General features: G+C 64.0%; 19 protein-coding genes. 11 read left to right on the forward strand and 8 right to left on the reverse strand.

What is annotated here, in order from left to right; all coding sequences use genetic code 11:
* Positions 1–11 precede the first annotated feature (11 nt).
* Entirely contained in the window at positions 12–2,171 is a 2,160-nt protein-coding gene (locus tag ABVQ20_RS19210) for a hydantoinase/oxoprolinase family protein (RefSeq protein WP_354461074.1), read from the reverse strand.
* A gap of 112 nt (positions 2,172–2,283) precedes the next feature.
* Here ABVQ20_RS19210 and ABVQ20_RS19215 point away from each other — a divergent pair, with 112 nt between their 5' ends.
* The 4 genes from ABVQ20_RS19215 (at position 2,284) to ABVQ20_RS19230 (ending at position 8,692) form a co-directional block, all read left to right on the forward strand.
* Positions 2,284–3,063 (forward strand): helix-turn-helix transcriptional regulator, encoded by a 780-nt coding sequence (locus ABVQ20_RS19215; RefSeq protein WP_354461075.1) that lies wholly within the window; start codon positions 2,284–2,286, stop codon positions 3,061–3,063.
* Positions 3,064–3,514: 451 nt separating this feature from the next.
* Positions 3,515–5,689: a dehydrogenase E1 component subunit alpha/beta gene (locus ABVQ20_RS19220; RefSeq protein ID WP_354461076.1), complete on the forward strand. Its 2,175-nt coding sequence runs from the start codon at positions 3,515–3,517 to the stop codon at positions 5,687–5,689.
* 51 nt (positions 5,690–5,740) lie between these two features.
* Positions 5,741–7,339 (forward strand): ABC transporter substrate-binding protein, encoded by a 1,599-nt coding sequence (locus ABVQ20_RS19225; protein ID WP_354461078.1) that lies wholly within the window; start codon positions 5,741–5,743, stop codon positions 7,337–7,339.
* Between the two features lie 123 nt (positions 7,340–7,462).
* Positions 7,463–8,692, forward strand: a complete 1,230-nt coding sequence (locus tag ABVQ20_RS19230; RefSeq protein ID WP_354461079.1) for an aminotransferase class III-fold pyridoxal phosphate-dependent enzyme — start codon at positions 7,463–7,465, stop codon at positions 8,690–8,692.
* A 35-nt stretch (positions 8,693–8,727) separates the two neighbouring features.
* On the opposite strand, the gene ABVQ20_RS19235 is transcribed toward ABVQ20_RS19230, so the two are convergent.
* Positions 8,728–9,465, reverse strand: a complete 738-nt coding sequence (locus ABVQ20_RS19235; RefSeq protein ID WP_354461080.1) for a GntR family transcriptional regulator — start codon at positions 9,463–9,465, stop codon at positions 8,728–8,730.
* A gap of 116 nt (positions 9,466–9,581) precedes the next feature.
* On the opposite strand from ABVQ20_RS19235, the gene otnK reads away from it, so the two are divergent.
* Together otnK and ABVQ20_RS19245 are read left to right on the forward strand one after the other, a co-directional pair.
* Positions 9,582–10,952: a 3-oxo-tetronate kinase gene (gene otnK / locus ABVQ20_RS19240; RefSeq protein ID WP_354461081.1), complete on the forward strand. Its 1,371-nt coding sequence runs from the start codon at positions 9,582–9,584 to the stop codon at positions 10,950–10,952.
* Positions 10,952–11,590 carry a class II aldolase/adducin family protein gene (locus ABVQ20_RS19245; RefSeq protein WP_354462217.1) on the forward strand — a complete coding sequence of 213 codons (639 nt, stop codon included), beginning with the start codon at positions 10,952–10,954 and terminating at the stop codon, positions 11,588–11,590. Before otnK ends, ABVQ20_RS19245 begins: the two co-directional genes overlap by 1 nt.
* A gap of 29 nt (positions 11,591–11,619) precedes the next feature.
* Here ABVQ20_RS19245 and ABVQ20_RS19250 read toward each other — a convergent pair whose 3' ends face one another.
* From ABVQ20_RS19250 to ABVQ20_RS19275, 6 genes are read right to left on the reverse strand one after another with little or no spacing between them, the layout of a single operon-like run.
* Positions 11,620–13,056 carry an NAD-dependent succinate-semialdehyde dehydrogenase gene (locus tag ABVQ20_RS19250; protein WP_354461083.1) on the reverse strand — a complete coding sequence of 479 codons (1,437 nt, stop codon included), beginning with the start codon at positions 13,054–13,056 and terminating at the stop codon, positions 11,620–11,622.
* A gap of 17 nt (positions 13,057–13,073) precedes the next feature.
* Entirely contained in the window at positions 13,074–14,345 is a 1,272-nt protein-coding gene (locus ABVQ20_RS19255; protein WP_435528423.1) for a CaiB/BaiF CoA transferase family protein, read from the reverse strand.
* A 34-nt stretch (positions 14,346–14,379) separates the two neighbouring features.
* The gene (locus ABVQ20_RS19260) at positions 14,380–15,408 is read right to left on the reverse strand and encodes an ABC transporter ATP-binding protein (protein WP_435528424.1); all 1,029 of its coding nucleotides are present in this window, start codon (positions 15,406–15,408) and stop codon (positions 14,380–14,382) included.
* A gap of 17 nt (positions 15,409–15,425) precedes the next feature.
* Entirely contained in the window at positions 15,426–16,502 is a 1,077-nt protein-coding gene (locus ABVQ20_RS19265) for an ABC transporter ATP-binding protein (RefSeq protein WP_354461086.1), read from the reverse strand.
* Between the two features lie 3 nt (positions 16,503–16,505).
* Positions 16,506–17,348 carry an ABC transporter permease gene (locus tag ABVQ20_RS19270; RefSeq protein WP_354461087.1) on the reverse strand — a complete coding sequence of 281 codons (843 nt, stop codon included), beginning with the start codon at positions 17,346–17,348 and terminating at the stop codon, positions 16,506–16,508.
* Positions 17,348–18,361, reverse strand: a complete 1,014-nt coding sequence (locus ABVQ20_RS19275; protein ID WP_227349344.1) for an ABC transporter permease — start codon at positions 18,359–18,361, stop codon at positions 17,348–17,350. Before ABVQ20_RS19275 ends, ABVQ20_RS19270 begins: the two co-directional genes overlap by 1 nt.
* A gap of 189 nt (positions 18,362–18,550) precedes the next feature.
* On the opposite strand from ABVQ20_RS19275, the gene ABVQ20_RS19280 reads away from it, so the two are divergent.
* From ABVQ20_RS19280 to ABVQ20_RS19300, 5 genes are all read left to right on the forward strand, one after another.
* Positions 18,551–19,360: an IclR family transcriptional regulator gene (locus tag ABVQ20_RS19280; protein WP_354461088.1), complete on the forward strand. Its 810-nt coding sequence runs from the start codon at positions 18,551–18,553 to the stop codon at positions 19,358–19,360.
* 110 nt (positions 19,361–19,470) lie between these two features.
* Complete coding sequence (locus ABVQ20_RS19285) at positions 19,471–20,916, forward strand: GH39 family glycosyl hydrolase (protein WP_354461089.1); 1,446 nt, start codon at positions 19,471–19,473, stop codon at positions 20,914–20,916.
* On the forward strand, positions 20,909–22,258 hold the full coding sequence (locus tag ABVQ20_RS19290) for a glucoamylase family protein (RefSeq protein WP_354461090.1): 1,350 nt from the start codon (positions 20,909–20,911) through the stop codon (positions 22,256–22,258). Before ABVQ20_RS19285 ends, ABVQ20_RS19290 begins: the two co-directional genes overlap by 8 nt.
* Positions 22,248–23,777, forward strand: a complete 1,530-nt coding sequence (locus tag ABVQ20_RS19295; protein ID WP_354461091.1) for a mercuric reductase — start codon at positions 22,248–22,250, stop codon at positions 23,775–23,777. Before ABVQ20_RS19290 ends, ABVQ20_RS19295 begins: the two co-directional genes overlap by 11 nt.
* A gap of 145 nt (positions 23,778–23,922) precedes the next feature.
* Positions 23,923–25,101, forward strand: coding sequence for a glycosyltransferase family 4 protein (locus tag ABVQ20_RS19300; protein ID WP_354461092.1), 1,179 nt, complete (start codon positions 23,923–23,925; stop codon positions 25,099–25,101).
* Positions 25,102–25,119 lie beyond the last annotated feature (18 nt).

Below are 25,119 nucleotides of genomic sequence, written 5' to 3' on the forward strand. Positions count from 1 at the left end.
CGGTCGCCCTCTCAAGCGTGGGTGTAGTGCAGCAGCGTCCATTCATCGACATGGACACGGTCCTGCGGATGAACGACGAGCGTGGTGGCGGGATGTTCGATGATGGCCGGGCCGATCACTTCATGGCCTGGCTGCAAGAGATCCATCTCGTAGAGATTGGCCTTGTGCCAGCGCCCGCCAATATAGGCTTCGCGCACGCCCTTGTGGGCGGCTGCCGGATTGGAAGCGCCGAGCGGTCGCTTGAGCAGCACCGGCTTGACCTTGTCCGCGGTGGCGATCAGGCCGAGTTCGGTGATGGTGAAGCCGGCCTCGCCATAGCGCGAAACGCGGTGGTTGACCTTGGCGTAGACAGCCTCGAACTCGTCGATGACCTTGCGCATGTCATCGGCCGAATTGACCTCGGCAAGCGGCGCCATGACTTCGACGTCCTCGAGCTGGCCGGTATAGCGCATCATCAGGAACGGCACGGTCCTGATCTTCTCGCGCGCATGACCGTCGGTGATCATCTCGTCGACCGCCGCCTTTGTGAGATCGTTCCAGACGTTGGTGACCTTCGCACCGAAGGCCTGCAGTTCGTCATCGCTTGCCCGCGCGCCAATGTCATGCTGCGTCGATACCGAATGCCGGCGCATGAAATCGGCCGTGGTGCAGCCGAAGGCGGAGAATGCGGCGGCGAACTGGAAGGTGATGATATCCTTGAAGCCAATGCCCCTGGAACAGCCGGCGAGATGCAGCGGACCCGAGCCGCCATAGGAGAGCAGCGTGAACTCCGACGGGTGGATGCCCTGCCCTGAGATGACGCGGCGCAGCGCGTTGTTGGCATCGGCCTCCAGCATGTCGATCATGCCCTCCGCCGCCTCCTCGACACCCACGCCGAGCACACGGGCGCATTTTTCCTCGAAGGCCGCCCTCGCCTTCTCGACCTGCAGCACGACCTTGCCGCCGAGGAAATAGTACGGGTTGAGGCGGCCGAGGATGGCGTCGCAATCGGCGATGGTGGGTTCGGTGCCACCCTTGGCGAAGCAGATCGGGCCTGGGTCGGAGCCCGCACTTTCCGGTCCGAGCGAGACCTTCTTGGTCAGCGGGTCGACCTTGAGGATCATGCCGGCGCCGGCGCCGATCGTGTCGAGATGCAGCGTCGGCACGTTGAGCTTGAAACGGTCCATCAGCGGCTCGTTCTCGATCCGCGTCTGGCCGCGAGAGATGACGCCCATGTCGAAGGAGGTGCCGCCCATGTCAGAACAGATCAGCGAGTCGTTGCCGATCAGCTTGCCGACATAGGCGGCACCCAGGATGCCGCCGATCGGGCCGGAGATCATGGTTTCGTGCAGGCGCGGATGGTTGATCGAGGTCAGGCCGCCGAAGGAGAGCAATGTCTGCACGCCATATTTGAAGCCGTATTTCTTCGAGACGTCCTCAATGCCCTTGAGCTGTCTGCGACCGCGCGAGGTCGCGTAGGCCTCGATCAGCACCGAGTTCAGCCGCGACTGTTCGCGGATGACCGGGCGGACCTCATGGCTGGTGTAGACGATGATGTCCGCGCCGGCCTTCTCGACCTCCTCGCGGCAGATCTCGGCGATGCGCTTCTCGTGCACCGGATTGACGTGCGAGAAGATGGTCATGATGCAGATCGCCTCGACCTTGTCGGCGATCAGCTTCTTGGCAGCGCTGGAAACCTCATGCTCATAGAGCGGCAGCACGATGTCGCCGAACTGGTCGATGCGCTCGGTGACGCCATGGGTGCGGCGGCGCGGCACCAGCGGGTCGGGATGGTGATGGGTCACCGCATGCAGCCGGTCGGCATAGGAATAATCGGCCCAGGCCTGCAGGCCGCGGCCCATCAGGATCATGTCTTCCAGGCCTTTGGTGGTGATGAGCCCGAGCCGGCGACCGGTGCGCGACAGCAGCGTGTTGAGCATGCCGGTGCCGGAATAGAGCACGACATTGACACCGGAAAACAGCGATTCCAGCGAGATGCCCCAGGCGTCCGCCGCATCCTCGGCCGAGGCCAGGAAGCCTTCGGCCTCGTTCTTCGGCGTCGTCGCCGACTTGCCGATCTTGAAGTGGCCGTCCTGATCGACAAGGATCGTGTCGGTCATGGTGCCGCCGGCGTCGATACCAATGACGATCGGGTTGCCGACGATGGGGGCGGTGAGGTTGGGTTGGGTCACGGTCGCCTCGGGTCTGGTCTGGGTTGACGCAAGGCTAGATTCGATGGGCTGCTTCACGCCATATGCCTAAAGACACAATGACGGTCAGGCTGGGATCGCCGAGAAAAGGGCAATGCGCATGGGCAACATCTGGGCGCCGCTCGCCAAAGCGATCGCCGCCACCGGCACGGACAGGCATGTTGACTGCCTGATCGACCTGATCGGCGCCGATATCGAGCACGATCTCGTCACCGTCACCCGCTATTCGGCGACGCAGACACCGGAGTTCATCAAGCACCGGCGTTTTTCGGACGAGATGGTGCAGCGCTATCTCGCCAGCTACTACGTATTCGACCCCTTTTACGCGTCATGGCGGCGCGAGCGCAGGCTAGGCATCATGCCGCTGAAACGGCTCGCCGACGACGAGGCCAAGCGCGGCCAGTACATAGCCGGCTTCCTGGCGCAGTCGGAAATCTGCGATGAAGTGGGCATCATGCTGGCGGATGGCGGCGACTGGTGCCTCGGCATCTTCCTCGACCGCTCGGCCGCCTCATTCAAGGACAGCGAGATCGCCCAGCTAGAAGAGCGGTTGCCGGTGTTCGAGGCCTTGCACGCACTCGACATAACCGCGCGAGGAACCGAGTTTTCCCGCACGTCGGCGCCGACAGGTCCCGGCGCCTCGCCCCGGCAGGAGCCAACCATCCCGGCGAGCCTGTGGCCGGAACTGTCGCTGCGCGAGCGGGAACTCGTGCAGCTGATCCTCGCCGGTCACCCGACGGCCAACATCGCAGAGCGTCTCGGCATCACCGTCGGCACGGTCAAGAACCATCGCCGGCGGATCTATGAGAAGCTCGACATCACGACTGAGCGAGAACTGTTCCTGCAGTTCTTCCAGCATCGGACGGATCGTTAGAAGCCCGTCTGCTCCGCCGGTCCGTCAGGAGAATGGCTCGGTTGTGGCGGACGATATGGCTCCCAGTGCAACTTGCAGGGGACATCACTTTAGACCAACGCCAGTTTCCGACTTGTCGCGAGACCGCCAATTGTCGCGGCCAGCGTCGCCCCCCTCATTGCCCTGCCGGGAATTTCTCCGCTTGGAAGGGTGGTGGAGCAGATTGGAACCCGCAACTTGCGTTCCAGTTTTCCCGACTGGAATGGCCTGCCGATCGTCTCAAAATTCCTCTTGCGGAACCGCGCCGTCCCGGCTTAGTCTCAGCTCATCACAAAAATGAAATTTAATTCCATTTACGTGACACCCGCGCACATTCCCTGGAGGGGCTGCAGCAAGGCATGAAGGTTGAGATAGCGCTTCAATCGCTGAGAGAATATTTGATATATCATCTACCGGAACGGAACTAGCTGAAATGGTCCAGCACACATCAATCCAGCCATCGGCGCCCTGGTTGCGGCTCGATGTCGACGATTCGGATTGGCAGAGCACGGAAGTCTCCGGTCTCGTGCGCTGGTATCACCAGATGCTGCTTATTCGCCGTTTCGAGGAAAAGGTGCTCGACCTCGCCAATGCGGGGCTGGTGCACGGACCCGCGCATGCCAGCATCGGGCAAGAGGCGACGGCGGTCGGCGCCATGTCCGTGCTCGGCATCGGCGACCGCATCAACGGCACCCACCGCGCCCACCACCAGGTGCTGGCCAAGCTGGTCAACGCGCAGACGCCGGCGGGTTTCGATCCGCTCCACGACGCTTTCAACCCGGACATGCAGGGCTCGGTGCGCGGCCTGATGGCGGAGATCATGGGGCTCAACGCCGGCTATTGTGGCGGGCGGGGCGGCTCGATGCATATGCGCGACGATGCCTCCGGCATACCGGGCACAAGTGCCATCATCGGCGGCAACCTGCCTCATGCCGCCGGCTATGCGCTGGCCGACAAGCTGCTTGGCACAGGCAACATCTCCGTCGCCTTCTTCGGCGACGGCACGATGATGGCCGGGCCTGCCTATGAGGCGATGAACATCGCCGCGCTCTACCGCTTGCCGGTGATCTTCTTCGCCGAGAATAATTTTTATGCGGTCTCCACGCATGTCAACGAGCAGACGCGCGAGACGCGGCTGGCGTCGCGAGGCCCGATGCTGGGCTTTCGCGGCATCGAATGCGACGGCATGGATGTGGTGGCGATCCACCATGCCATGCGCGAGGCGCGCCGAACGATCGAGGAAGAAGGCGGCCCGGTGCTGATCGAGGCGCTCTGCTACCGCTTCCTGCATCAGAGCGGCGCGCGCCCGGGCAGCGAGTTCGGCTACCGCACACGCGCCGAAGAGGATGCCTGGAAAGCGCGCGACCCGCTTGTCACGATGGCGGCACGCCTGAAGGCGATGGGTATTCTCAATGCCTCCGATCTCGCCACGCTCGACCAGCGCGTCATGGAGGTGGTCAACACCGCTGCGGATTCGCTGACCGAGATGAGCGGCAATGCGCTGCGCATTCCCGACCACCTGTGGCCGAGCGCCGATGAAGTCGACAACCAGATCCGCGGCGATCTCTCGGAACTGAAGGATGAGCGTTTCCTGGAGATCGAGGATGTGCCGCCGGCCACGACCAGGCCGGTCAAGTTCATGGTCGCCGCGTCGGAGGTGATTGCCCGCGCTATGGAAAGGGATCCGCGCATCATCATCATGGGCGAGGATGTGCACCGGCTGCGCGGCGGCGTCTCCGGCGCCACCAAGGGCGCGCTCGAGCGCTGGCCTGAACGCGTGCTGGCGATGCCGATCGCCGAGAACGGTTTTGTCGGTGTCGCGCTCGGCGCGGCACTCTGCGGCCTGCGGCCGATCGTCGAGATCATGTTCGGCGACTTCTGTCTGGTCGCCGCCGACCAGCTTTTCAATGCGGTGAGCAAGGTGCGGCACATGTTCGGCGGCGGTTTTCCGGTGCCGATCGTGGTCAGGGTCCGCGTCTCGCCGCACACCGGCTACGGCTCGCAGCATTCGGGCGACCCGTCGGGCTTGTTTGCCTTGTTCCCCGGATGGCGCATCGTCGCGCCGACGACGCCCTTCGACTATATCGGCCTGATGAATTCGGCCTTGAAATGCGACGACCCGGTCGTCGTTATCGAACATGTCGAACTGTTTCCCAGCGAAGGCCCTGTTCCGACCGACGACCGCGACTATTGCGTGCGGCTGGGCAAGGCGAACGTCGTCAGGCCGGGCAGCGCCTGCACGCTGCTCACCAGTGCCAGCATGGTTTCCGTCGCCAGACAGGTCGTCGAGGAAACCGGCATCGATGCCGAGATCATCGACCTGCGCAGCCTCGACCCGACCGGGCTCGACTGGCCGCTGGTGGAAGCCTCGATCCGCAAGACCAACCGCGTCGCCATCCTCGAACAGGTGCAGCGCGGCCTGTCGCTTGGCGGACGACTGACGCAGGAGATTCAGGACCGCGTGTTCGACTATCTCGACCACGAGATCCTGCATGTGACGGGGAGCCTTTCGGCGCCCGTCGTATCGGCCCCGCTCAACCGCGCCGCACTGGGCGGCGCTGACAAGCTCAAGGCCGCGCTTCGATCCCTCACCGGTGTGAGCGGATAGAGCTGACGTATTGCCACAACGATCCGACAAGAAAATGGGAGAATGAAGAGCATGACGATCCTACCAAAAACCAAGACCCGAGCGACCATCCTGGCGGCCGCGCTGCTGGCGACCAGCACTTTCTGGGCACCGGCCGCCTTCGCGCAGGACAGCAAGCCGCTGGTCATCGCGCGCAACATCGACCTCAACTCGCTCGATCCGCACCGCGCCTTCTGCGACACCTGCCAGATCTACAATTCGAGCGTCTATGAATCGCTGCTGACGCTGGACAAGGACAACAAGCTGATCCCGCTGCTCGCCTCGAAGTGGGAGGGCAATGCCGACCAAACCAGCTTCACCTTCACGCTCGACCCCGCCGCCAAATTCTCCGACGGTTCGCCGGTCGAAGCCAAGGACGTGAAATGGTCCTGGGAGCGCCTGAAGAACCTCAAGGGCTCCTCCTCCTTCCTGATGGACAATGTCGCTGATATCGAGACGCCGGACGCGCACACGGTCGTCGTCAAGATGGTCGCGCCGTCATCGGAATTCCTCAACATCGCGGCTGCGCCCTATACGGCCATCGTCAACAGCAAGGTCGCCGCCGAAGCCGGCGCCAAGGCCGATGCCGATGCCTCGACCACCGACAATGCCGAAGCCTGGTTCCTGCAGCATTCCGCGGGCAGCGCGCCTTTCGTGCTGAAATCCTATGAGCCCAATTCGGAACTGCGCCTGGCGCGCAATGACAAGTACTGGCGCAAGGCGCCGGCGCTGAGCGAAGTCGTCATCCGCCAGACCAAGGACGCGGTGGCGCAGGCGCAGATGCTGCAGAGCGGCACGGCCGACATCGCCATGCAGATCGACCCGGATACCGCCAAGACGATGACGAGCAGCGACATCAAGATCGAGACCGTGCCGTCCTACAACTTCATCTATGTGGCGCTGTCGCCCGGCGCCAAGGCCAACAAGGTGCCGCTGACGGCGGAGGTGCGCGAGGCCATCTCGCTCGCCCTCGACCGCCCAAGCATCCTCGACTTCACCATCGGCGACCAGGGCCAGCTGATCAGCGCGCCGATCCCGATCGGTTTCCCCGGCGGCTCGGGCTTCGAGGAGCAGCCCTATGATCTCGCCAAGGCGAAGGAACTGCTGGCCAAGGCCGGCCATGCCGACGGCTTCGAAATGGAAGCGGCTTTCCCGGGCATGAACGTCTACGGCGTCGACCTGTCGCTGTTGATGCAGAAGGTCCAGCAGGACCTTGCCAAGGTCAACATCAAGCTCGACCTGCAGCCGATCCCCTTCGCCAACTGGCGCGAACGCGTCAATGGCGACGGCATTCCGATGACGGCGGTGTTCTACGCGCCGGACTATTACGGCACCTCGCAGTACATCGAATATTTCGGCATGACCAAGGGCAGCCCGTGGGCACGCCGCGCCGGTGCGGAGCGCGAGCCTTCGGTGCTCAACCCAAAGGAATCCGAACTCTACAAGGCAGCATTGGCTGCGAGCGGCGACGAAGCCGCCAAGCTGTGGCATCAGGCCGGCGAGGAAATGATCAAGGACAGGGTCATCCTGCCGCTGGTCAGCCCGAACCTGATCCTGGCCTACAAGTCGGACGTCAAGGGCGTGCGCTACAGCGCCTGCTGCAACCTGCCGCTGGCCGAGATCAGCCACTGAGCGAAGAATGACAGGGAGGCGGACAGCCGCCTCCCTGTTCCACCCATCTTGGAAGAACCAGCAAATCCTGTTCTTCCAACGCCAAATTCAATATATGATATATCAATGAGCGGAGACCTCGCGATGCCTTCCCTGATCAATTCCAAGGACCAGTTGCTGCGCGAGCGCGCGGCTTCGGTCATTCCGGGCGGCATGTGGGGCCACATGGCCACGCGCTATCTCGGCTCCGCCTATCCGCAGTTCTTCGAGCGCGCCGACGGCTGCCGGGTCTGGGATGTCGACGGACGCGAATACATAGACCTGATGTGCAGCTGGGGTCCCAACATCCTCGGCCATCACCACCAGGCAGTCGAACAGGCGATCGAACGCCAGCGTCGTCTCGGCGACGCCATGAACGGCCCGGGCGAAGTGCTGGTCGAGCTGGCCGAGCTGCTGGTGGAAACCGTTGCGCATGCCGACTGGGCCATGCTGCAGAAGAACGGCACCGACGCCACCACGGCCTGCGTGACGATCGCGCGTGCCGGCACCGGACGGCGCAAGGTGCTGGTCGCGCGCGGCTCCTATCATGGCGCTGTGCCGTGGTGCACGCCTTCGCTCGCCGGCGTCACCACTGAGGACCGCGCCCATCTCATCCATTTCGACTACAATGACGTCGCCAGCCTGGAGGCTGCGGTCGAGCAGGCCGGCAACGATCTCGCTGCCGTCGTCGTCACCGCTTTCCGGCATGACATCGCCCGTGACCAGGAACTGCCAACCGCTGCCTTCGCCAAGCGGGCGCGTGAACTCACCACTGCCGCCGATGCGGCACTGATCGTCGACGATGTGCGGGCCGGATTCCGCATCGATCTCGCCGGGAGCTGGGAACCGCTCGGCGTGCGGCCTGATCTGTCGGCCTTCTCGAAGGCGATCGCCAATGGCTATCCGCTCGCCGCCGTCACCGGCAACGACCGCTTCCGCGAGGCCGCAACCAAGGTCTATGTGACAGGCTCGTTCTGGTATGGCGCGGTTTCCATGGCGGCAGCGGTCGCCACCATCAAGACGTTGCGCGACACCAAGGCGATCGCCACAATGAATGCAGCCGGCGAAAGGCTGCGCTCAGGCTTGGACGCCGCCGCCAGGAAGCATGGTCTGTCATTGCGCCAGACCGGCCCGGTGTCGATGCCGATGGTGCTGTTCGACGGCGATGCCGAGTTCCAGAAGGCCGATGCCTTCTGCGCGGCCGCCTTGCGCGAGGGCGCCTATTTCCACCCCAAGCACAACATGTTCCTCAGCGCCGCCCACACCGACCGTGATATCGACCTGGCGCTTCAGGCCGCCGATGCCGGCATGGCCGCGGCGGCGCAGGTGGCGTGAAACGGCGCCTTATGCGAGGGGGAGAAACAGTTCGCTCAGCCGGCCGCCGATACCAGGCGGCCGTTCTGCGCCGCGCGGCGCAGTTCCTCGGGCGTGACCGCGCCGTCGTTCAGCCGTTCAAGCACTTTGACCAGCAGGCGGCCGCCTTCGATCATGTCCTGCTGGATGCCCTTGCGCACGCCGTTCTCGTCGCGCGCCCGCAGCGCGTCGAGGATGTCGAGATGCCGGTGCCGGCCGTCATAGGTCGGCCTGGCGTGCGGGTACTGGTAATTGACCAGCGGGCCGTTGCGCAGCCAGATCCCCTCGATGATCGCCAGCAGTTCCGGCATGCCGGCAGCGCGGTAGATCGAGTGGTGGAATTCCCAATTGTCGCGGACGGCTTCGAACCAGCGGCCATTGTCCTCGTTGGCAATCAGCTTCTCATGCACCGCGGCCAGGCGATCGATTTCGCGCGGCTCGATGCGCGTGGTGGCCGCCGCACCCGCCATGCCTTCGAGGTGCAGCCTTATGCTGCGCAGCTCAAGATATTGGGCGAGCGAAAGCTGGGCGACGGTGATCGATCGTCCGGCCTCCATCTCCAGGCCCTTCTCGCGCACCAACTGCATCAGCGCCTCGCGCACCGGCGTCTCGGACACATCGAGGCTGGCGGCGAGGTCGCGGATCTTGAAGCGATGGCCCGGCCAGAAACGGCCTTCCATCATGGCGCGGCGAAGCTCTTCGTAGACGCGGGTCGTCAGATTGTCGCGCGCGATCGGCGCGATGGAAGCAGTCACATCCAGTCTCCGTCCTTGCAGGGGCGCAGGCGTCGCCTGCGTCGAGCGAGCTGTGTATATGATATCACGAACGGCCTGACCATCGACATCGGACACGCAAAAATGAAGCGAAGCGCATGACCGCGTCGATGAATTCCCTGTTGTTCGGCGCCATAGCCGACGATCTGACCGGCGGCACCGAACTGGCGTCGATGCTGGTGGCCAGAGGCATTCCAACGGGATGCACGGTTGGGCTCAACGCGCCGATACCGTCAGGCAATCTTGCCCATGTGATCCTCTTGAAGACGCGCGTCGTCGCGGCCGGCGACGCGGTCCGCCAGGTGCTGGAGGCCGCCGAGCGACTGGTTGAGGCCGGCGCACGGCAGATCTTCTTCAAATACTGCGCCACGTTCGATTCGACGCCGGCAGGCAATATCGGCCCTTGCGCGGAAGCGCTGCTGGAACGACTTGGCGGCGGCGTCACGCTGTTCACGCCGGCGCTCTGCGAGACCGGCCGCACCGTCTATCAGGGGCATATGTTCGGCGGTTCGCAGCTGCTGGGGGAATCGCCCAAGCGTTTCGATCCGCTGACACCGATGACCGATTCCAACCTGGTCCGCGTGCTGCAAGCGCAGAGCAAGGGCAAGGTTGGGCTGATGCCCTACCTGACCATCGATGCCGGCGCCGAGACGATCCGGGACGAGATGCGGGAGAAAGGCGCGCGTGGCGAGACATTGCTTGTCACCGACACGATCCGCGAGCGCGATCTGGCGGCGATCGCGGAGGCCGCCTTCGACCTGCCTGTCATGACGGGCAATTCGTCGGTCGTAGCGCATCTGCCACCGGCCTGGCTGGCGCATGGGCTGCTGAAGTCCGACGATCTTGTTGCCGCAAGCCTGCCGGCTGTCGAAGGACCGGCGGCGGTGCTCGCCGGCAGCGTTGCCGACCGCACCATCGAACAGCTAGAACGTTTCGCAGAGAATAACCCGTTGCTGACCATCGATCTCGCCAGCGCCTTCACCGGCACTGATGTCATCGCCGAGGCGCGTGCCTTTGCCGAACGGCATTTGCCCGGCGCGATGATCGCCATCGCCACCACCGCGCCACAGCAAACAGTCGAGACGCTGCAACAGGCACATGGCCGCGATGCCGTGGCGGCAAAGGCTGAAGAGATACTGGCCGGGATCGCAAAAATTCTTGTGCGCGATTTCGGCGTGCGGCGGCTGGTGGTCGCCGGCGGCGAGACGGCCGGCTCGGTGGTCAAGGCGCTGGGCATCACCCGGATCGAAATGGGCGCCTATGAAGGCCCCGGCCTGTCGCGCGCCATCGCCCATTTGCCCGGCCTGCCCTCCGATCCGCTGGCGCTGATGCTGAAATCGGGAAAGCTCGGCGGTCCAGATATCTTCGCCGACGTTCTGCACGACATGACACGGGCGACCACCATCGCGCCGGCAATCGACAGATGGCCACCGGCGAAGCCAACCATTGAGCCAAGGAAGACATCGTGATGGATACCGAAACCGCACGCGCAAAACTGATCGCCGCGACCGAGACACTGGACGCCAGCGGGATGAATGTCGGCACCACCGGCAATATCAGCGTGCGTACGACAGGCGGCATGCTGATCACCCCAACGGGAATAGCCACAAGCGCCCTGCGACCGGAGCAGATGGTTGTCATGCAGCTCGATGGATCCTGGGAAGGTGCATTCCGGCCGTCGAGCGAATGGGGAATGCATGCCGAGATCTACAAGGCCTTTCCCGAGGCCGGCGCCGTGGTGCATGCCCATCCCGACCATTGCGTCGCGCTGTCCTGCCTGCGCGAAGGGTTGCCGCTGTTTCACTACATGGTCGCGGGCTTCGGCGGCGATGATGTGCGCTGCTCGGACTATGCGCTGTTCGCGTCAAGCAAACTGGCGGGGGTTGCCGTCGCGGCACTCAAGGGCCGCACGGCCTGCCTGCTCGCCAATCACGGCATGATCGCCTTCGGCGGCGATCTCGACACGGCGCTCATCCGTACCATCAAGCTCGAAACCCTGGCGCGGCAATATCTGCTGGCGCGCAGCGGCGGCACGCCAGTACTGATCGAAGGCAGCGAACTCGCAGCCATTCGCGGCCGCTACAAGACCTACGGCCAGCAGAAGTAATCGGCAGCCAGCAGAAGTAGGCAGCAGGCTTAATCGACCTGCAGGTGCGAGACGAACTTGCTGTTGAGATAGCTTTCCAGCGCGTCGGCGCCGCCCTCGGTGCCGTTGCCGGAATCGTTGATGCCGCCGAACGGCACCTCCGGCAGGGCCAGGCCATAATGGTTGATCGACACCATGCCGCTGGCAATGCCCGATGACATCCTGGCGGCACTCGCCGCCGAGCGGGTAAAGCCATAGGCGGCAAGCCCATAGTTGAGCCGGTTGGCTTCAGCCAGGGCTTCGGCCAGCCCGCTCACCGGGGTCATCAGCGCCAGCGGGCCAAACGGCTCCTCGTTCATGGCGCGGGCATCGGTCCCGACATTCGACAGGATCGTCGGTTCGAAGAAATAGCCGGAGTTGCCGATGCGCTTGCCGCCGGTAACGAGCTCGGCGCCTTTCTGCACGGCGTCGTGCACCAGTTCCTCCATCGCCTGCACGCGGCGCGGATTGGCGAGCGGGCCCATGGTGGTTCCCTCGGCAAGGCCGTCGCCAACCTTGATCTGGCTGACAGCCTCGGTGAAGCGACCGACGAAATCATCATAGACAGTCTCGTCGACGAGGAAGCGCGTCGGCGCGACGCAGATCTGGCCGGCATTGCGGAATTTCGACGCCACCATGGAGCGTGCGGCGCGGTCGAGATCGGCGTCGGGCAGGACGATGACCGGCGCATGGCCGCCGAGCTCCATCGTCGCCCGCTTCATGTGCAGGCCAGCAAGGGATGCCAGCTGCTTGCCGACCGGGGTCGAGCCGGTGAAGGAGATCTTGCGGATCACCGGATGCGGAATGAGATAGGCCGAGATTTCCGATGGCGTGCCGTAGACGAGTTGCACGACACCGTTCGGCACGCCGGCATCGATGAAGGCGCGCACCAGTTCGGCGGGTGAGGCCGGCGTTTCCTCCGGGCCCTTGATGATGATCGAACAGCCGGCGGCAAGCGCGGCCGACAGCTTGCGCACCGCCTGGTTGAGCGGAAAATTCCACGGCGTAAAGGCCGCCACGGGGCCGACGGGTTCCTTGACCACCGACTGGCTGACGCCCTCAAGGCGCGCCGGCACGATGCGGCCGTAGCTGCGGCGCGCTTCCTCGGCGAACCAGTCGATGATGTCGGCGGCGGCGAAGGCCTCCATGCGCGATTCGGCGATTGGTTTGCCCTGCTCGAGCGTCATCAGCGTGGCGATATGCTCGTTGCGCTCACGCAGGATGTTGGCGGCCTTGCGCATCAGCTTGGAGCGATCGAAGGGCGACACGCGCCGCCAGGTTTCGAAGCCCTTTGCCGCCGAAGCCAGTGCCTCGTCGAGGTCGTCGATGCCGGCATGGGCGAGTGTGCCAAGCTCGGCTTCCGTTGCCGGATTGACGACGGGCATGGTCCGCCCGCCGCGTGCCGGACGCCACGAGCCGTCGATATGGAGGAGAACGTCGGGATACATGTCAGGCTCCGTAAAGGTCAGGCCGGGATTGGCGCAGCGGCAGGGCTGTAGACGCCGATGGCGCCGGTGCCGATCAATTGTTCGATGGTCTCGGCGCCATAGCCGAGGATGTCAGCCAGCACGGCTTCGGTGTCCTGTCCGAGCATTGGCGGCGCGGTGAACTCGGCGGTCAATTGCGCGGCAAGGCCCTGCGCCGGACGAACCATGGCAACGGAGCCGAGATGCGGATGCGGCAAGGTCTGGACGAGGCCGCGTTCGCGCACATTGGGGCTGTCGAAAACTTCAGGGATCGACTTCACCACGCCGGCCGGCACGCTGGCCGCCGCACATGCCGCCATCCAGTGGTCGCGCGTCCCAGTCCTGAAGACTGCAGCGAGTTGCGGGATCAATTCCTCGCGGTTGGTGGCGCGAGCGCCTGCCTTGATGAAGCGCGGATCCCCAGCCAGATGCGGCAGACCGACGACCTTTTCGCACAGCGCCGCGAATTGCCGGTCATTGCCGACGGCCAGCGCGAACCGGCCGTCCGAGGTCTCGAATATCTGATAGGGAACCACCGTCGGATGCGCATTGCCATAGCGGGCGACCTCGCGGCCGGTGTTGAGGTAGCCGCTGCCGACATTGATGAGCAGGCTCAGCGCGCAGTCGATCAGCGACAGGTCGAGGAACTGGCCCTTGCCGGTGGTCATGCGCTCGTAGAGTGCTGCCAGGATCGACTGGGTTGCGACCATGCCGCAGACGACGTCGGTAATGGCGACGCCAACGCGCATCGGCTCGCCGCCGCTCTCGCCGGTGATGGCCATGAGGCCGCTTTCGGCCTGCATGACGAAATCGTAGCCGGGACGGGTGGCGTCGGGGCCGGTCTGGCCATAGCCAGAGATCGAGCAGTAGATCAGTCGCGGATTGGACGCGCTGAGTTCTCTATAGCCAACGCCGAGCCGGTCTGCGGTACCGGCGCGGAAGTTCTCGACGACGACATCGGCCTTGGCCGCCAGTTCGCGCACGATCGCCAGGCCCTGCGGGCTCTTCATGTCGAGCGCGATGCTCTGCTTGCCGCGATTGGCGGAAAGGTAATAGGTGCTGACGCCCTTGTAGCTCGGGACCGACCACGCCCTGGTGTCGTCGCCGCCATCGATGTTCTCGATCTTCCAGACCTCGGCGCCGAGATCGGCAAGGCTCATCGTCGCCCACGGCCCAGCGAGCACACGCGACAGGTCGAGCACCTTGATGCCTTCGAGCGGCAGGCGCGCACGGGCCGTCTTGGTGGCGTCGGGACGGTCTTCGGTCACAATCAAATTCCTTCGCGGGTCGTTACGCAGTTGCCTGTCAGGCGGCGCTGAAGGCATTCAGCGGCTCGGGGAAGTGGCAGGCGACACGATGCGCGCCGCCCGCGGGGTCGAGCGGTGGTTCGACGGAGGCGCAGATGGCCTGCGCCTTGAAACAGCGGGTGCGGAAGCGGCAGCCGGATGGCGGATTGAGCGGGCTCGGCACGTCGCCGGTCAGCACGATCCGCTGGCGCTTGCGCTCCTTTTCGGGATTGGCCAGCGGCACGGCCGACAGCAGCGCCTGGGTGTAGGGATGCAACGCCTTGGCGTAGAGCTCGCCTGCCGGCGCGATCTCGACGATCTTGCCGAGATACATCACCGCGACATGATGCGAGATATGGCGCACGACCGAAAGATCGTGGGCGATGAACAGATAGGATGTGCCGAAGGACTGCTGGATGTCCTTGAGCAGGTTGAGCACGCCGGCTTGCACGGACACGTCGAGCGCGGAGACGGGCTCGTCGAGGATCACCACTTCCGGATTGAGCGCGAGCGCGCGGGCGATGACCACGCGCTGGCGCTGGCCGCCGGACAGTTCATGCGGATAGCGCTTGCCATGTTCAGGGTTCAGCCGGACCAGCTCGAGCAGTTCGGCGACGCGCGCGCGGCGATCGGCCGACGACATGTCGCTCATGCGCAGCGGCTCGGCGATGTTGTCGGCGATGCGCATGCGCGGATGCAGCGAACCGTAGGGGTCCTGGAAGACGAGCTGGATGTAGCGCCGCATCAGGCGCATGTCCTCGTGATTGAGCGCCAGCAGGTTCTGGCCACGGAACCAGCTTTCACCGCTGGTCGGCTCGATCAGCCGCATCAGGCAGCGCCCGAGGGTCGACTTGCCGCAGCCGGATTCGCCGACGAGGCCGAGCGTCTCTCCCGGCGCGAGATCGAACGAGACATCGGCGACCGCGCGCACCTGGGCGACCGCGCGGTCGAAGATGAGACCGCCGCGAACCGGGAAATCCTTGACGAGATGGCGGACCGACAGCGCGGGCGCCGGGGCCGACGCCGCTTCGGTCTTGTGTTCTGCTATTGCTTCTGCTGCTGCGTTCATCGGGCCGCGCTTCCGGTATCCATGCCTGCCGCCGCCAGCGAGGCGCTGTGGAAAGGCGGCAAGGTCGTCGCGAAATGACAGGCGGAGAAGCGGCCGCCGATATCGAGCAGCGGCGGATCCTCGGTCCGGCAGCGTGCCTCGGAATAGATGCAGCGCGGATGGAAGGCGCAGCCGCCCGGCAAGCGGCCGAGCGCCGGCGGCGAGCCGTCGATCGAGAACAGCCGCTCGCGACTTTCCTCCAGATTGGGGATCGAGGCGATGAGACCGCGCGTATAGGGATGGCGCGGGTCGGCAAACAGTTCCGACACCGTCGCCTGCTCGACGACGCGACCGGAATAGACGACCGCGACGCGGTCAGCATGGCCGGCGACGACACCGAGATCATGGGTGATCAGCACCAGGCCAAGCCCGAGGCGCTCCTGCAGCGAGCGCAGCACGGTCAGGATCTGCGCCTGCACGGTGACGTCGAGCGCTGTCGTCGGTTCGTCGGCGATCAACAGGTCGGGGTCGTTGGCAACGGCCATGGCGATGACCGCGCGCTGGCGCATGCCGCCGGAAAATTCATGCGGGTACTGGTTGACCCGGCGTTCCGGCTGCGGGATCGCCACCAGGGCGAGCAGTTCGACCGCGCGCGCCATGGCCTGCTTGCGCGTTACCCGCTGGTGCAGCCTGACTGCCTCGGCGATCTGTGCGCCGACGGTCATCACCGGGTTCAGCGAGGACAGCGGATCCTGGAAGATCATGGCGATACGCGCGCCCCTGATCTTGCGCATCTCGCGCGACGGCTTGCCGACCAGTTCGTCGCCGTTGAAGCGCACGGAGCCGGTGACTACGGCGTTTTTCGAGGTCAGGCCGAGAGCGGCAAGCATGCCGACCGATTTGCCTGAGCCCGACTCACCAACGATGCCGAGAACCTCGCCCTTGGCCACGTCGAGGTCGATGCCGCGCACCGCCTCGAACTGGCTGCCCGCCCGCCGGAACCCGACACGCAGGCCCCGGATGGACAAAAGCGGTGGTTGTCCGGCCGTCCCGTTGGCGGGCGCCTTGCCCGCTGAAAGCTGTTGTACGCTCATCGTCTAGTCCGACCTCGGATCGAGAATGTCGCGCAAGCCGTCGCCGATGAAGTTGAAGCCGAGCACGATGGTGAGGATGGCGACGCCAGGGCCGAAGGCGATCCACCACTGATAGAAATGCACGGCACCGTCGGAGATCATCGACCCCCATTCGGGCGTTGGCGGTGTGGCCCCGAGGCCGATGAAGCTCAGCGATGCGGCAAGCAGCACGACCTGGCCGAGATCCATCGTCGCGCTGATCAGGACCGGGGTCCAGCAGAGCGGCAGAATGTGCTTGAACAGCACACGATGCGGCCTGGCGCCGGCAGCGATGGCCGCCTCGACATGCTCGCGCTCCTTCACTTCCAGAACCTGCGCCCGCATCAGCCGGGCATAGACGGGCCACCAGACCAGCACCATGGCGATGGCCGCATTACCAAGGCCAGGACCGAGCGACGCCGCCACGGCCATGGCCAGTAGCATTGGCGGGAAGGACAAGGTCACGTCGACCAGCCGCATGATCGCGGCCCCGGTCAGGCCGCCGACGAAGCCGGAAATCGCACCGAGCAGCGAGCCTATGACCACGGCCGAGACGACGACCAGAACCGCGATCGGCAGCGAATGCGCCGCCCCGTGCAAGGTGCGGGCCAGCACGTCGCGGCCGAGTGCATCGGTGCCCAGCCAATGCGCCCAACTCGGCGGCTGCAGGCGGCGCGCGACCATTTCCAGCGGATCGAACTGCACGACCAGATTGGCGAACACGGTCATGAACAGCCAGAACAGGATGACGATTGTGCCGATGACCAACGGCGCGGTCAGCCATTCAGGGATAGCGGCGGAGCGGGATTTGGTGGCGACCGCCGACATCAGCTCAACCTCACGCGCGGGTTGGCTACGACATAGAGTATGTCGGTGATGAGGTTGGTGACGAGGAAAGCCAGGCCGCCAACGATGGTGACGCCGATGATGGCCGGGAAGTCCAGGGCACGAGCCGCCTCGACGGCATAGGAGCCCATGCCCGGCCAGGAGAAGATCGTCTCGGTCAGCACCGCGCCGGTGATCAGGTAGGCGAAGGAATAGCCGATGACCGTCAGCGTCGGCACCATGGTGTTGCGCAGCGCATGCACAATGACGACGCGGAATTCACCCGCTCCCTTGGCACGCGCGGTGAGCACGAATTCGCGGCTCATCACGTCCAGCATGTTGGCGCGCACCAGCCGCGATATGGTTCCCGATACCGTCCAACCCAGCACGAAGGCCGGCAGCAGCAGATGCCAGAGCGCATCCTTGAACACAGTGAAATTGCCGGCCAGCAGCGAATCGATGGTCAGGAAGCCGGTGATGCCGGGCGGCAATGCCAGGCGAGCATCGACCCTGCCCGGCCCCGGCAGCCAGTTCAGCATGACGGAGAAGATGAAGAGAAGGCCTAATCCCGACCAGAACACCGGAAGCGACGAGCCGAACAGAGCGAACAGACGGGCGCCATGGTCGATCAGGCTGTTGCGGAAATAGGCGGCGAGCACGCCCAGCACGATACCGAGCGTGGTGCCGAAGATCATCGCGGCAAAGACCAGTTCGAGCGTCGCGGGCAATCGATAGAGGATGTCGGTGCCGACATTGCGCTTGGTGATGAACGATGTGCCGAGGTCGCCGCTCAACAGATTGCCAAGATATATCATATAGCGTTCCGGCAGCGGACGATCGAGACCCCAGCGTGCCTTCGCGGCGGCGACCACTTCCGGGTTGCTCATCTGCTGTTCGGCCACAATAGCGGTCAGCGGGTCGCCCTTGGTCACCGTGGTGATCAGGAAGGCGATGGTGACGATGCCGAGCACCAGAAACGGCATTGCGATAAGCCGGCGCAAAATATAGCGGGACACGTGGCTACCTTCACAAGGATGGGCTTCGTAAGATGGCACAAGGCGCTGGGAGATGCCATCGATGGGGAGCATATTGACAGTCTGGGAAAGCCCCTGTCAATATAAATGGAATTTAATTTCATTTTTGATCATACTGCGCCGGCAGCACCGGCCCGACAGGCGAACACCCCCGCCAGAAAGATCCGCAGCGTGCGCAAGCGAGCGACCAGGGACGAGACGGAGCTCGACGGCGAAGGCGCACAGCTTTCCTCGTCGCTGGTGCGCGGACTGGGCATTTTGCGCGCCTTCCGGCCAGGCGATTCATCGCTTGGCAATCAGGATATCATCGCACGCACCGGCCTGCCAAAGGCCACGGTATCGCGGATCACCTATACGCTGAGCGCGCTCGGCTACCTCCTATACGACAAGGATCTCGGCCGCTACAGCCTGGGACCGGCGACGGTGGCGCTCGGCTATTCGGCGCTGAGCTCCAGCGCGGTCGTGCATCTGGCACGGCCACTGATGCAGCCGCTGGCCGACCTGACTGGTGCGGCGGTGGCGATCGGCACGCGCGACGGCCTCAACATGGTCTATCTCGCCAATTGCCGGTCGGAGAGCCTTGTCACGCTGCGGCTCAATCCGGGCTCCTATCTGCCGATCTGGAAGACCTCGATGGGACTGGCTTACGCGGCAGGACTTCTGGACGAGGAGCGCGCCAACCTCGTACGGACGCTGCAGGAGGCCGAACCCGACAAGGCAGCAATGATCGCGGCGGCGATCGAGGAAGCGATCGCCCAATATGCACGGCTTGGCTATGTCACGTCATTCGGCGCCTGGCACAGCTATATCCATGCGGTCGGCGTGCCCTTCCGCCCGCGCGATGGCTCACCACTGGTTGCCATAACCTGTGGCGGCATTGGCGAGATCATCACCGAGGAACGCGCGCATGCCGAGATCGGACCGGCGCTGGTGGCCATGGTGAAAGCTCTGGGCGACCAGCTCGAGGGGAACTCGATCTAGGTCCGGCCGCCGGCACCGTTCAACCAACTACAAATCGGCGTGACCAGGCAACGGATGCTGCCTTGCCGACGTATAGTTGGCAAATGAATGGCAGCAATCGGATACCGCCCATGACCGTCATCTTTCGCTGCGATGCTCGCAGCCAGGGCGAGGACTTTTCACACTTCTGGGAACACACGGTCGGCAGCGGCCACGCGACGCTCGCGCTGCGCGCCGACTGGCAGGCTCAGATGCGTCGCGCGCATGACGAACTCGGCTTTCGCCATGTCCGCTTCCATGGCCTGCTCGATGACGACATGGGCACGCTGATCGACCAGGACGACCAGCCGCTCTATTCGTTCTTCAACACCGACCAGATCTTCGATTTCCTGCTGTCGGTCGGCATGCGGCCTTTCGTCGAACTGAGCTTCATGCCGACGATGCTGTCGTCCAGCGGCCAGATCATTTTCCATTACCGAGCCAATGTCAGCGCGCCCAAGGACTACGACCAGTGGTCGGCCCTGATCTCCAAGCTGGTCGCCCATTGGGTCGACCGTTACGGCGAGGAGGAGGTGCGCCAATGGTTCTTCGAGGTCTGGAACGAGCCGAACCTGGAAGCGTTCGGCAGCGGCAAGCAGGAGGACTATTTCAAGCTCTACGCGCACACAGCGCGAGCCATCAAATCCGTGGACGGGCAGTTGAAAGTCGGCGGCCCCGCGACCGCTGCCAACGCCTGGATCGAGGATTTCACTGCCTTCTGCGCGAACAACGACCTGCCCGTGGATTTCATCAGCACGCACCACTATCCGACCGACGCTTTTGGCCAGCCTGGAGATGACACTGAAACCCAGCTGTCGAAGAGCACTCGAAGCGCGCTGCGCGACGAGGCCCGGATTGCACGCGACCAGGCGGGCGACCGGCCGCTCTATTACACCGAATGGTGCACGTCCTCCAATCCGCGCGATCCCATGCATGACCAGCCCTATGCCGCTGCCTTCATCGTCAAGACGGTGATGGAGGCGCGCGGGCTGGTTCAGGGCTACAGCTACTGGACCTTTTCCGACATTTTCGAGGAAAACTATTTTCCCTCCCAACCTTTCCATGGCGGTTTCGGCCTGATGAACCTTCACGGCATCGCCAAACCGGCCTACCGTGCCTTCGAACTGCTGCATGGGCTGGGAGCGGAGATTCTGCAGATGGACGGCAATCATCCGACGGTCGACGCCTGGAGCGTGCGAGATGGCCACTCGACAAGCGTGCTGATTTCGAACTTCGCGTTGCCGCGCCGCCCGATCAAGGACGAGACCGTGCATGTCGAACTGCTCAATGCGCCGGTGCCGGCGATAGCGACAATCCGGCGGATCGACGATAGCAATGCCAACGCCAGGGCGCTCTGGGAGACGATGGGAAGGCCGGACTATCTCAGCCCGGCAATGGCCGATGAACTCCATGCCGTTTCAGCAATGCGGGCAGAGCACTTACCTGTGTTCTGGAGTGACCGCGGTCTCGAATTCGACGTGACCGTTCCGCCGCTGGGGATCGCGGCGATCACGCTGGAGTTTGCTTCACTTGCTTGAGGGTTCGCCTGCCGCACTGTCCGACGAAGAGCTGCTGGACCGCCTCCAGCGCGCGGCCTTCGACTATTTCCTGGAAAACGTGAACCCGGACAACGGGCTGGTCGCCGACACCTCGCGGCCCAATTCGCCGGCAAGCATCGCCGTCGTCGGCTTCGCGCTGTCGTGCTATCCGATCGGCGTCGAGCGCGGCTGGATGACGCGCGCCGAAGCCGTGAAACTGACACTGGCAGCCATGCGCTTCTTCCGAAACAGCGAGCAAGGCAATGGCGACGACGTCACCGGCCACAAGGGTTTCTACTACCACTTCCTCGACATGCAGACCGGCCTGCGCGTCTGGCGCTGCGAACTGTCGATGGTGGACACGGCCCTGCTGATCGCCGGCGTGCTTGTGGCGGCCACCTACTTCTCAAAAAACAATGACGACGAGCGCGAAATCCGCGAACTGGCCGAGGCGCTGTACAAGCGTGTCGACTGGCGCTGGGCACAGGGCAGCACGCCCACTTTGCGACAGGGCTGGAAGCCGAAAAGCGGCTTTCTCCACTATGGCTGGGAAGGCTACAACGAAGCGACCATCCTCTATGTCCTGTCCATGGCCTCGCCGGACAGTCCGACCTCGGACGACAGCTATGCCGGCTGGACGGCCACCTATCAGTGGGAGAACATCTACGGTTACGACGTGCTTTATGGCGGCCCGTTGTTCATGCACCAGTTCTCGCATGCTTGGATCGATTTCGCCGGTATCCGCGACGCTTTCATGCGCGAGAAGAACTCCGACTATTTTGAGAACAGCCGTCGCTCGACCTATCTCCACCGCGACTACGCGCGTCACAACCCCTATGACTATGGCGGTTATAGCGACAATCTGTGGGGGCTTTCAGCGGGGGATGGGCCGGGCGGCTTCCGGGCGAGGATAGAGCGACGGCCTCACAGATTTTCTGGCTATGCCGCCCGTGGCGCGCCCTTCGGACCGGATGATGGAACGATCGCGCCATGGTCCTATCCAGCGTCGCTGCCTTTTGCGCCTGAAATCTGCCTGCCGGCGCTGCGTCACCTGCTGGATCGCTACCCTGGCGTGGTCAGCAATTTCCGGCTGCCGAGCGGTTTCAACCCGACCTTGGCCAACCGCCGAAAATTCGGCCGGGATGGCTGGGTGTCCGAGGGGCACTATGGGCTGGACCAGGGCATCACCGTGATGATGATCGAGAACCACCGTTCGCGGCTGCTCTGGACGTTGATGCGGTCAAATCAACACATCCGTCGCGGCTTGCTCAAGGCGGGTTTCACGGGCGGCTGGCTAGCGCAGCCCTTGAACCCGGCAGGGGGTGGCAGCGATGTCTCGTGACCGGACAAAAGCCCTAGCATTCCCGATCGACCGCAACGACGTCGAACTGATCAAGAGCGCCCATCCCCCGCATTGGCGAAACCCCGACCCGACGGCGCCGTACAATCTCGTGGTCATCGGCGCCGGCCCCGCCGGGCTGACCGCCGCGCGCGAGGCGGCAAGCCTTGGCGCGAAAGTCGCGCTGATCGAGCGCGGCCTGATCGGCGGCGCTTGCGTCAATGTCGGCTGTATCCCTTCAAAGTCGCTGATCCGAACGGCAAGGCTTTATGCCGACATGCGCGATGCCGAGAATTTCGGCGGCGACACGCCAGACCGTCTTCAAGTCGATTTCCAGCGGGCGATGACAAGGATGCGGCAGATCCGCCAGAGGATCAGCCGTGCTGACAGTGCGGAGATCATAGCGTCCGAGGGTATCGACCTCTATTTCGGCGAGGCTCGATTTTCCGGGCGGGACACGATCGCGGTTGCGGACAAGACGCTGCATTTCAGGAAGGCATTGGTCGCGACAGGCGCCCGCCCAAGCCTGCCGGCGATTCCTGGGCTGGCCGAAGCCGGCTATCTTAACAATGAGAACGCGTTCGACCTCGTGGACCGTCCGCAACGGCTGCTGGTCATCGGCGGCGGACCGCTCGGCTGTGAGGCGGCGCAGGCCTTTTGTCTTCTCGGCGTGAAAGTCATCCTGGCGCAGCGCGATCCGATGTTCCTGCCTGGTGAAGAACGCGACGCCGCCCAGATCCTTTCGGATGCGCTGGCGCGTGAGGGGGTGGAGGTTCGCCTCAACACCGAGGTGGTGGCGGTGCGAACAGAAGGCGGGAAGAAGCTCGCCGACCTGGTGCGCGACGACGACACGACGACGATTTCCGTCGACGAGATCGTCACCGGCATCGGCCGTTCGCCCAATGTCGACGGTCTCGACCTGGAAAATGCCGGGGTGGCATACGACGCCAACGGCATCAAGGTGGACGATTATCTCAGGACCACAAATCCGCTGGTATATGCGGCGGGCGACGTCTGCCTCGAATACAAATTCACCCACACAGCGGAGGCAACAGCCCGCATCGTTGTGCGGAACGCGCTGTTTTTCGGCCGCAAGAGGCTGAGCGAGCTGGTCGTTCCCTGGTGCACCTATACCGATCCGGAGATCGCCCATGTCGGCCTCTATCCAGCGCAGGCACGCAAGAACGGCATCCCGGTCAAGACCTATACAGTGCTGATGCACGATGTCGCCCGCGCGGTGATGGACGGCGAGGAAGAGGGGTTCGTCAAGGTTCACGTCAAGGAAGGATCCGACCGTATACTCGGTGCGACGGTCGTCGCCAGCCATGCCGGTGAAATGATCAACGCGGTGTCGCTCGCCATCGCCTCTGGCATGGGACTGCATGCGCTGGCCGATGTCATCCATCCCTTCCCGACACAGGCGGAAGGGATCAAGATGGCTGGAGACGCCTACAGGCGGACAAGGCTCACGCCCTTCTGGATGCGGCTGTCGCAGCGCTGGTTGGCCTGGTCCCGGCAGTGAGCGCACATGGCCGGCGCGATGCGCGCCGTTCGCGCACACAAGGGCATTGCCAGAGCTGAAGGCCTTGCAGTATCGCTCCCGAACTCGCATCGAAGACACGACAGGAAGGCCAGATCGATTGCCAATCCCTAGTCCGAGCAAAGAAATGCGCACATTGATCGTGTGCAACGATCCAGCCTTCCCACCTGTCTCCGGCGCGGATCTCAGAAATTACCGCAATGCCGAGTTGGCTGCCGAATACGGGCCGGTCTGCCTGGTCTCGGTCCGGCCTCAGGCCGACCCATCGAAACCACTCGCTCCCAGGATCCATACGGCAGCGCTTGCGATCGAGGGGGAAGCCCGGACAAGCTCGATCGGCTGGTGGAGGGGGGCCGGCGAGAACCGAATCTCGCGCTCCGCCCTGACGCGCCTCGAAGCGCTGGTCCAAACGTTTCGCCCAGACAGCATCGTGGTCGAGGGCATTGCGCTGTTCAAGCTGCTGCGCCCTTTGCGCCCGCTGGCCAGCCAGCTCATTCTCGACATGCACAATGTAGAGTCCGATCTTGCGGGACAGCTGCAACGCAACGCGTGGGGGCCGGCCGCGATCACAGCCGCGTCCGGGCTTAGACGCCTCGAAAGAAAAGCCCTTTCCATCGTCGACAGGGTCTGGGTCTGCTCCGGCCAGGATCGCGAAAAACTGAACGCTCTTGCCCAGCATGGCGCGCCGATCGATGTCGTGCCGAACGGCATCCCTCGCGCCGAGGACATTCCGTCGGTCTTGCCGGCGCAGACCACGACCGCCAACGGCTTTCCGGTCATCCTGTTTGTCGGGCATCTCGGCTACGAGCCGAATATCGATGCCGCCATGCGACTCGCCGGCACCATCCTGCCTGGCATCCGCAAGGCGCTGCCGGATGCCAGGCTCATCATCGCGGGTCGCTCGCCCCAGCCAAAGGTCGAAGCCCTGTCGGAACTGCCCGGTGTCACGCTGGTCGAGAGCCCTGGTGATCTGACGCCGCTGCTGCAGAGCGCGCACCTGACGATCGTTCCACTTTCAAGCGGCGGTGGCACGCGCATCAAGCTGCTCGAAGCGATGGCCTGGGGCGTTCCGGTGATTGCGACCCCGCTGGCGGCGGAGGGCCTCGACCTCATCGATGGTGATGAGGTGCTCCTCTCGGAATCGGATAAAGGCCTTACACAGGCGGCCATCGCGCTTTGCAGAGATCGCGACCGCCTTGCGCGTCAGCGCATGCGTGCGCATGAGGCCGTGTGGGCGCGCTTTGGCCCTGAAGCCATTCGCAATGCCATGCGCCGCGGATTTGGACTGGACGATACCGCCAGATAAACTCTAGGTTACTCCCGA

This window comes from Mesorhizobium shangrilense, from assembly GCF_040537815.1.
Taxonomy (GTDB): Bacteria; Pseudomonadota; Alphaproteobacteria; order Rhizobiales; family Rhizobiaceae; genus Mesorhizobium; species Mesorhizobium shangrilense.

What these genes read in the sequence shown, in the direction of transcription:
- ABVQ20_RS19245 (WP_354462217.1), top strand. Translation starts at nt 10,952, where the DNA reads ATGGATACCGAAACCGCACGCGCAAAACTGATCGCCGCGACCGAGACA.
- ABVQ20_RS19300 (WP_354461092.1), top strand. Translation starts at nt 23,923, where the DNA reads ATGCGCACATTGATCGTGTGCAACGATCCAGCCTTCCCACCTGTCTCC.
- ABVQ20_RS19215 (WP_354461075.1), top strand. Translation starts at nt 2,284, where the DNA reads ATGCGCATGGGCAACATCTGGGCGCCGCTCGCCAAAGCGATCGCCGCC.
- ABVQ20_RS19295 (WP_354461091.1), top strand. Translation starts at nt 22,248, where the DNA reads ATGTCTCGTGACCGGACAAAAGCCCTAGCATTCCCGATCGACCGCAAC.
- ABVQ20_RS19265 (WP_354461086.1), bottom strand. Translation starts at nt 16,502, where the DNA reads ATGAGCGTACAACAGCTTTCAGCGGGCAAGGCGCCCGCCAACGGGACG.
- otnK (WP_354461081.1), top strand. Translation starts at nt 9,582, where the DNA reads ATGACCGCGTCGATGAATTCCCTGTTGTTCGGCGCCATAGCCGACGAT.
- ABVQ20_RS19250 (WP_354461083.1), bottom strand. Translation starts at nt 13,056, where the DNA reads ATGTATCCCGACGTTCTCCTCCATATCGACGGCTCGTGGCGTCCGGCA.
- ABVQ20_RS19285 (WP_354461089.1), top strand. Translation starts at nt 19,471, where the DNA reads ATGACCGTCATCTTTCGCTGCGATGCTCGCAGCCAGGGCGAGGACTTT.
- ABVQ20_RS19230 (WP_354461079.1), top strand. Translation starts at nt 7,463, where the DNA reads ATGCCTTCCCTGATCAATTCCAAGGACCAGTTGCTGCGCGAGCGCGCG.
- ABVQ20_RS19220 (WP_354461076.1), top strand. Translation starts at nt 3,515, where the DNA reads ATGGTCCAGCACACATCAATCCAGCCATCGGCGCCCTGGTTGCGGCTC.
- ABVQ20_RS19225 (WP_354461078.1), top strand. Translation starts at nt 5,741, where the DNA reads ATGACGATCCTACCAAAAACCAAGACCCGAGCGACCATCCTGGCGGCC.
- ABVQ20_RS19270 (WP_354461087.1), bottom strand. Translation starts at nt 17,348, where the DNA reads ATGTCGGCGGTCGCCACCAAATCCCGCTCCGCCGCTATCCCTGAATGG.